The organism is Haliscomenobacter sp. (assembly GCF_040403615.1).
Lineage (GTDB): Bacteria > Bacteroidota > Bacteroidia > Chitinophagales > Saprospiraceae > Haliscomenobacter.
The window spans coordinates 1-7,060 of record NZ_JBBAKG010000144.1; the positions used below are offsets into that span (position 1 = coordinate 1).

Below are 7,060 nucleotides of genomic sequence, written 5' to 3' on the forward strand. Positions count from 1 at the left end.
CAGAAGCCTTTGTTACTGAAGACGCCATGATGGGTAAGTTAGAAGACAGCGGTAAAATAGTCAGAATCTTAAAGAAAGCACACACTGTGCCATTCAGCGATGAAAAAAACTGGCTGTTGATCGATACTGATCCTGCCAAAGGCAACAAAGGCCTTGGACTTAAATGGGTGCCAGCTGACACAAGATTTACCTGGGTGAGACCCTATAGAGACTCCATGGAGGAAGGCTCGGACTTGCAAGAGATTGTGACCATGCCGGCTGATCAGTTTGCAGGCGGCAAAGACATGCTGGACTACATGCCACCGCCCAGTAAAAAACGCTTCAGGCCCTTGCCCGGTGGCACAGATCTCATGTATGCCATTGAAACCATGGGACCAGAAACTCGAGTGCAGATCGTGGATCCAGGCATGCCGGGTATTACCCGCCCCGTGGTGGTGGCTGTGCTGAATCTGGATCCAAGCAGTTTGCCCAACACAGTGCAGGTGGGATCAATCACAGTGGACGAAGACTATCGTGGACGCGGCCTGGCCAAGTCCTTGTACGGCATTGTGTTGACCATCATGCGAAAGAATTTGGTTTCTGGCGATAGTCAAACACCCGGAGGTCGCCGAAACTGGTTGAGTTTGGCCACAATACCCGGAGTTGAAGTGCGCGGGCTAGTAAGAATTCCCAATCAAATCTTTGACGTGGAACGCACCGCCACAGTATGGCGAAAATACGCTGATCGAACCATGGACCAGATCATGGAACTGGGTGGGCAGTTCTATAGTAAAGATGGTAATAGCACGTATTGGCTGTTTGATGTTGTGCCCGGCAAGACTTCACTGAAACCGGCTGTGCAAAATGCTCTCAGCAGACTGTACGGCTATGAATCAGACAATCTGCTGTTGGCCACCTGGACAGGAGCATGATATGAGAGCAAGTGAATTTATTACTGAACGCAAAAAACGCAGTAAGAAAACTCGTGGCCTTGGAGGATACTTTTTTCCTGGTTATGGCTATTATGGTGCCAGCGACGCAGGCGAAGGTGGCGGAGATGGTGGTGGCGAAAGTGTAAACCGTAGCATGGCGGAACGCAAACAAAGTCCACTAGAAGATTTTGAAGGATTGCAATTCAGAATGGTCAACGATAACGATCAATTGTTTGTAAATGCCTTTGATTCATCTGGGAGCAACGAACTGGGTCACGTGACGTTTGACATAGGCGACGGCAAAGAATTAGATCCACAGAACTTGTATGTCAAAGACAAATTTCGTAGCCAAGGTATTGCTCGACTAATGTATGATTTTGTCAAAAGCAAAGGTTATAAAATACAACGTAGCTGGGATCAAACAGATGCAGGAGCAGGCTTCTGGGACAAACACCGCGGGGAAGAACGTGTGTGGGAACAAGGTGTGGCGGAAAACTTTGCGGATGGTCGTAATCCTCAAGACAAAGGTGATTCAAAACGCCACGGTATCAACACAAAAGCCAGTGTAAGCAGTCTACGCAAAACTGCCAAGCAGGGTGGACGCAAGGGCCAACTAGCACATTGGCTAGCAAATATGAAATCAGGAAGGGCCAAGAAAAAATGAAACTTGTAGTACTGGCAATCTCTCTCGCACTCACAGCATGCAGCACTCTGGTGCCTGTGACCATGACATTCCCCGAAGCACCGGGTCGACAAGCACAGGTTGCCTGCCCCAACCTGCAGAAACTAAAAGACGATGCTCTACTCAGTGATGTCAGCAGAACCATCACCATCAACTACAGCACCTATTATGAGTGTGCTGTGAAAACAGATGCCTGGATTGAATGGTACGAAATACAACGTCGTATCTTTGAAGGCGTGGTCAAATAATCAGAAAGAAAAAGATGAGCACAATACTACAAAAAGAACAACTGAAACAAATGGTCAAGAATCCTCATATTGATCACTGGTATTCGGCCCTGGAACAGCTACTGGATGACTACGAAATCAACACTCCACAACGTGTGGCAGCTTTTGTGGCACAATGCGCCCATGAGAGCGGCAACTTTGTGTTCATCAAGGAAAATCTCAACTACAAGGCCGCCAGCTTGATGAAAACCTTTGCCAAGTATTTTCCCACAGCAGACATTGCAGCACAGTATGCCAATAAACCTGAACGCATTGCCAATCGTGTGTATGCCAACAGAATGGGCAACGGTGATGAAGCAAGCGGAGATGGCTGGCGCTATTGTGGACGTGGCCTGATTCAGCTCACAGGCCGAGACAACTACACATTCTTTGCGGGCAGCATGGATATCCCTGTGGAGGAAGCAGCAGAGTATCTGGCCACATTTGAAGGTGCTGCACAAAGCGCCTGCTGGTTCTGGGAAACCAACAGTCTAAATCGCTACGCAGACTCCGGCGACATCAAAGGACTGACCCGAGCCATCAATGGTGGCTACATTGGACTGGAAGACCGAATCAGTCATTATGAACATGCTCTGCATGTGATGGGTGTGTGACTTGACAAGAATTCAACAAATATGTGCAGGCATGATCCTGACCGGTGCTGCATTGAGTTCAGTCGCCGAGCCTCAAGAAATTTCACGCACAGTGCCCTGCGATAGTCCCAAGATTGTATTTGGGCAGTTGTTACGGGACTATGGCGAAACACCTCAGTGGGTGGGGCAAAGTGGAGAAGATGTATTTGTTGTGTTGGTCACTAATCCTGCCAAGAAAACCTGGAGCATGGTTGAATACAACAAGATCCTGGCCTGTGTGTTGTCTGTAGGAGTCAGCCGGTCAACACAGAGCGCAGGCTCCAAAAAAAATTAACTTTTCTATCAAGATAATGATTCATTGATCCAGATTAAATATAACAACTTGCACGTGATACAGTGCAAGGTTATTATAATAAAAAGGATCAATAATGAATCTAAAACAACTAGCGGCGGCGCTGGGTATCAGCATCTGTGCGCTGGCCCAGGCACAGTCAGACCCAATTGTGACTCAATCTACCAGTGACAGCAAGACCAGCGACTACACTCGTGACATCAAGAATGACCTAAAGAACGATATTCGCCGCAACGAGTCAGTAACCGAAGCAGTTGAACGCAGTATAAAAACGGCTCAGAGAGAGACCGAGGCAGAAATGCGCCAAGCCCGTAAAGGTGTTCAGGAAGATCTAGAAAAAGCTCGCAGCGAAGTAAATGCCATCCGCAAGGAAATGGCAGATGCTCGCCGTGAAATTGGTTGCGAAGTGGATGCACTCAAGCGCGAAGTCGACGTCAAAATTCAGAAGGCCATTGACAATCCTTTAGCTGGTAAATAATCCAAAGGATTTGATATGGAAAAAACTAAACTGACATTTGTAGTGACCACCATGGTCACATTGACCCTGTGCATGGTTATTCTTGCCATGGTCATAACTCTCATGGTTGGGCTGTTTGATCCAATCGTAGATAACACTGAAATCTTCAAATTGATCGGACCAGCATTTCAAACTGTGATCGGCGGATTCATTGGATTGCTGGCTGGTATTAAACTAAAGAACGAAGATGAAACCCCAAACAAGACAGATACAACTCAGATGTTATCATGGCAAATTCTGTCACTAGAGAAAAAGATTGAAGAACAAAACAAAACCAAGGATTAAAAATGGCAGAAGAATCTAAACCACTATCAAGATCAGAACGTGAAGCACATATCAAGGACCGGGCAGGCTGGGTAATCACTGTGGTAGCCGCCTTGTTGGCAGTGAACACCTACATTGCCAATGGTATCAGCAGCAGTGTGCTGACCAACACAATCCGTGCCAACGACACCTGGAACTTTTATCAGGCCAAGAGCATCAAACAAACCATTGCTGAAAATGCTCGCGACGAAGCTGTAGCTCGTCGAGATACAAACAAGGTTGCGGTACTGACTGCCAAGATTGATCGCTACGAAAGTGACCCCAAGACCGGCGAAGGCAAACGAGAACTCATGGCCCGGGCTCGAGCACTAGAAGCAGATAGAGATCAAGCAAAACTGCACAGCCCATGGCTGACATTTTCAGGCAGTGCATTCCAGTTGAGCATTGTGCTATTAAGTGCGTCTATATTGGCCGTGAGCATGGGCATGTTCTGGGCCAGCATTGCAGTGGGTCTAATAGGCGCAGTACTAATGAGCCAGGGCGTTTGGCTCTGGGCTGCCTGGATGATCTAACCGCCCGATCGGTTCTAACGCAAAGAATATGTAAATACACTGGGCAATTTTTGCTTGGAGTATCGCAGTGCATGCACGATGGTCAATAATTATTCTAATAACAGTACTACCAGCATCTGCTGATCAGTATGTGCTGCCACCTCAAAATTATCGTCACTGGCAACGCCTAGACAAGGTGTGTGACACCGGAAGAAAAACCTATGGCACAAATGAATTCTTAGAAAATGGGCAGGTTTGCCGTTGGGTTCTGGTGCCGTATTGGCCTGCAGATCGTGCAGCCTGGGACGCTGCTAGAGCAGCCGAACGTCGGGCTGAAAAATGATAGATCCATTCACAGCCTTTGCCATGGCTCAAGGTGCAGTCAAGGGCATCAAAGCAGCGGTACAACTGGGCAAAGATGTGTCGGGCCTGTACAAAGAATTCAGCCAGTTCTATCACGCAGCAGATCAGGTACACGTGGCCAGCACCCGAATGCGTATTGCTGCTGTCAACAAAACTGACGCTCAAATCAGTTCGGATGCCCTGCAAATTGCCATGGCTTCTAAGGCTCTCAGGGACAACGAAAAAGAACTCAAAGACATACTGTTTTGGTCAGGCAATGCTGATGTCTGGAATGAAATGATGGCAGAACGCACAAGAATGGCCAAGGAACGGCGTGCTGCGGAACAGGCCATTATAGACCAACAACAGCGCGACCGTGAAGCCATGTATAACATCTTGATGAACACTCTGCTGGCAATAGGAGCCGTAGCAGTAATTGTGCCTGTTATAGCAATAGTCTGGACCATAGTCACAAGATAACAGCATAAATATCTCATAACATATTCAAAAGGAAATTTATGGCATTACCAGGAATAGCAATAGGCGGGGGAATCACAGTAGGTGGAGGTATTTGGCTTGGAGGCGACCCGCCCAATCTCTATACACCCCTGGCAGGAAGCCTGGGGTTCAACGGCTCTAGTCAATATCTCAGCATGACTCCTGGATGGACTCCGGATACAGGTGCATTTACCATAGAAGGCTGGTTCTACAACAACAGTGGGTTTACCAACAAAGGATTGATGGGCACTGATCAAAGTTTGGGTATGAGCCTGTTTACAAGCGATGATGCCACTATTACTCTGGATAGATATGGTGGCGGATATCAGCCCAGTTACACCTGGCCAGTAGCAACACTGCAAACAAACAAATGGCAATACATAGTGCTGAACCGCAATGCCAGCACTGATTTAGAAACCATGTGGATTGGAACCTTCAACAACACCAGTTCATATGTGACCTGTGCCCGAGCAACTGGTGCTGCAGGTGGCGGTAGTCCTTCAGGTGGCACACAAACTGACAGTCAGGTCTGGGGCGACAATAACTGGGTGGGCAGATACTATGGTGGTTACTTTCCAGGATTCGTCACCAACTTCAGAGTCACCATTGGTGCGGCTGTGTACGACAGCAACAGTGCAACAATCACAGCACCGTCAGCACCATTAACTTCGGGTGCTAATACTGATTACTTGATGTTGGGTGCTGTGGTGACCACAGACACGTCAGGCACACAAACTGTGACCAATAATGGCACCGTGACACAAACAGCAACAGTGCCATTCTAAGGATAGTTGTGATCAACAGTCACAATTCCTGGAGCCAGCTTGAAGAAGTATGGCTAGGAGATGTTTATCCTGTTACCTGGTATGACCATCTGGCGCCTTCAGTACGCGATGTATTCCAGGCCATAACTGAAATAACCAAGCAAGATCTGTCCACAATACAACTCACTCTGGAGTCACTGGGTGTGGCAGTTCGCAGACCAGAATATCACAGCATAGATTCTTTTGTGGATGCTGCAGGTGTGTTGACCAAGCCCGAAATATGCCCACGTGACACATTCCTAACGCAAGGTACAACTTTGCTAACTCCAGGTAATCCCACACAGGCCTGGGCCAATGCACTACACAGTTATGATCGAGGCAGTGTCAAAGCCGGAGCAAATCACATCATCAATGGTGCCAATGTGGTGCGTGTGGGTCATGACGTTGTGATTGACACTGACATATTTGATGTTTCTAAAATTAACTTTGATCTATCAGCATTCCAAGACTACCGAATCACCTGGGTAAAAAATGGTGGGCACATGGACGGATGTTTTGCTATTCTACGTCCAGGCCTGATACTGGCCAATCAGTACTTTGAGGATTATGAAAAAACTTTTCCTGGTTGGGAATGTATCTTCCTGAATGAGCCCACCTACTGGCAACACAGAAAATCACCGCCCACTGGCTCAGAATACAATGGCAAATTCTACGTGGAAGGTGTGGCCTTCAATCAGTCATTCAACCAGCATGTGATTCAGCATGCTCGGACCTGGGTGGGCAACTATACCGAAACATTTTTTGAATTGAACTGTTTGGTTGTGAATGAATCCACTGTGGTAATGTTGGGATATAATGCTGCCCTGGAAAAGACTCTAAACAGTCGAGGTATCACTGTGCATTGGGTGCCATTTCGTTGTCGTGGCTTCTGGGACGGTGGCATGCACTGTATTACCCTAGACATACACCGAAATAGCACAGCCGAAAACTTCTTTCCCAACCGGTAAATAGCTGTAAGGAGCATTACATGGCAGAAAAACAAAAACAACCAAGTGAATCAGAAAAGAAAAAAGAAGACTGGATGAACTCAAAATGGCGCCCCATGATGGGCTGGATGTACATGACAGTGTGTACCATGGACATGGTGGTATTTCCAATCTTGTGGAGTCTGCTACAGACATTTACTCATACACAAATCACACAGTGGAATCCACTGACACTGCAAGGTGCAGGCCTGTTCCACATTGCCATGGGTGCGGTGCTAGGTATTGCAGCATTTGGTCGTACACAAGAAAAACTAGGCGGAGCCAACAATGGCGG

At 47.4% G+C, this 7,060-nt stretch carries 12 protein-coding genes; all 12 read left to right on the forward strand.

Annotated features, from left to right (window positions below; all coding sequences use genetic code 11):
- A partial coding sequence (locus ABW391_RS26400) for a GNAT family N-acetyltransferase (RefSeq protein ID WP_353484905.1) occupies window positions 1-911 on the forward strand: 911 nt, incomplete at its 5' end.
- Window position 912: 1 nt separating this feature from the next.
- Complete coding sequence (locus ABW391_RS26405) at window positions 913-1,575, forward strand: GNAT family N-acetyltransferase (RefSeq protein WP_353484906.1); 663 nt, start codon at window positions 913-915, stop codon at window positions 1,573-1,575.
- Window positions 1,572-1,841: a hypothetical protein gene (locus ABW391_RS26410; protein WP_353484907.1), complete on the forward strand. Its 270-nt coding sequence runs from the start codon at window positions 1,572-1,574 to the stop codon at window positions 1,839-1,841. The genes ABW391_RS26405 and ABW391_RS26410 overlap by 4 nt, the downstream gene beginning before the upstream one ends.
- Window positions 1,842-1,855: 14 nt before the next feature.
- Complete coding sequence (locus ABW391_RS26415; protein WP_353484908.1) at window positions 1,856-2,473, forward strand: glycoside hydrolase family 19 protein; 618 nt, start codon at window positions 1,856-1,858, stop codon at window positions 2,471-2,473.
- A 31-nt stretch (window positions 2,474-2,504) separates the two neighbouring features.
- The gene (locus ABW391_RS26420; protein WP_353484909.1) at window positions 2,505-2,786 is read left to right on the forward strand and encodes a hypothetical protein; all 282 of its coding nucleotides are present in this window, start codon (window positions 2,505-2,507) and stop codon (window positions 2,784-2,786) included.
- Window positions 2,787-2,880: 94 nt separating this feature from the next.
- Complete coding sequence (locus ABW391_RS26425) at window positions 2,881-3,282, forward strand: hypothetical protein (RefSeq protein ID WP_353484910.1); 402 nt, start codon at window positions 2,881-2,883, stop codon at window positions 3,280-3,282.
- A gap of 15 nt (window positions 3,283-3,297) precedes the next feature.
- Entirely contained in the window at window positions 3,298-3,606 is a 309-nt protein-coding gene (locus tag ABW391_RS26430; protein WP_353484911.1) for a hypothetical protein, read from the forward strand.
- 2 nt (window positions 3,607-3,608) lie between these two features.
- Window positions 3,609-4,157, forward strand: coding sequence for a DUF4337 domain-containing protein (locus ABW391_RS26435; protein ID WP_353484912.1), 549 nt, complete (start codon window positions 3,609-3,611; stop codon window positions 4,155-4,157).
- A 318-nt stretch (window positions 4,158-4,475) separates the two neighbouring features.
- Window positions 4,476-4,958: a hypothetical protein gene (locus ABW391_RS26440; protein WP_353484913.1), complete on the forward strand. Its 483-nt coding sequence runs from the start codon at window positions 4,476-4,478 to the stop codon at window positions 4,956-4,958.
- Window positions 4,959-4,996: 38 nt separating this feature from the next.
- Window positions 4,997-5,761 carry a LamG-like jellyroll fold domain-containing protein gene (locus ABW391_RS26445; protein WP_353484914.1) on the forward strand — a complete coding sequence of 255 codons (765 nt, stop codon included), beginning with the start codon at window positions 4,997-4,999 and terminating at the stop codon, window positions 5,759-5,761.
- Window positions 5,762-5,769: 8 nt separating this feature from the next.
- Window positions 5,770-6,747 carry a hypothetical protein gene (locus ABW391_RS26450; RefSeq protein WP_353484915.1) on the forward strand — a complete coding sequence of 326 codons (978 nt, stop codon included), beginning with the start codon at window positions 5,770-5,772 and terminating at the stop codon, window positions 6,745-6,747.
- A 20-nt stretch (window positions 6,748-6,767) separates the two neighbouring features.
- A partial coding sequence (locus ABW391_RS26455; protein ID WP_353484916.1) for a 3TM-type holin occupies window positions 6,768-7,060 on the forward strand: 293 nt, incomplete at its 3' end.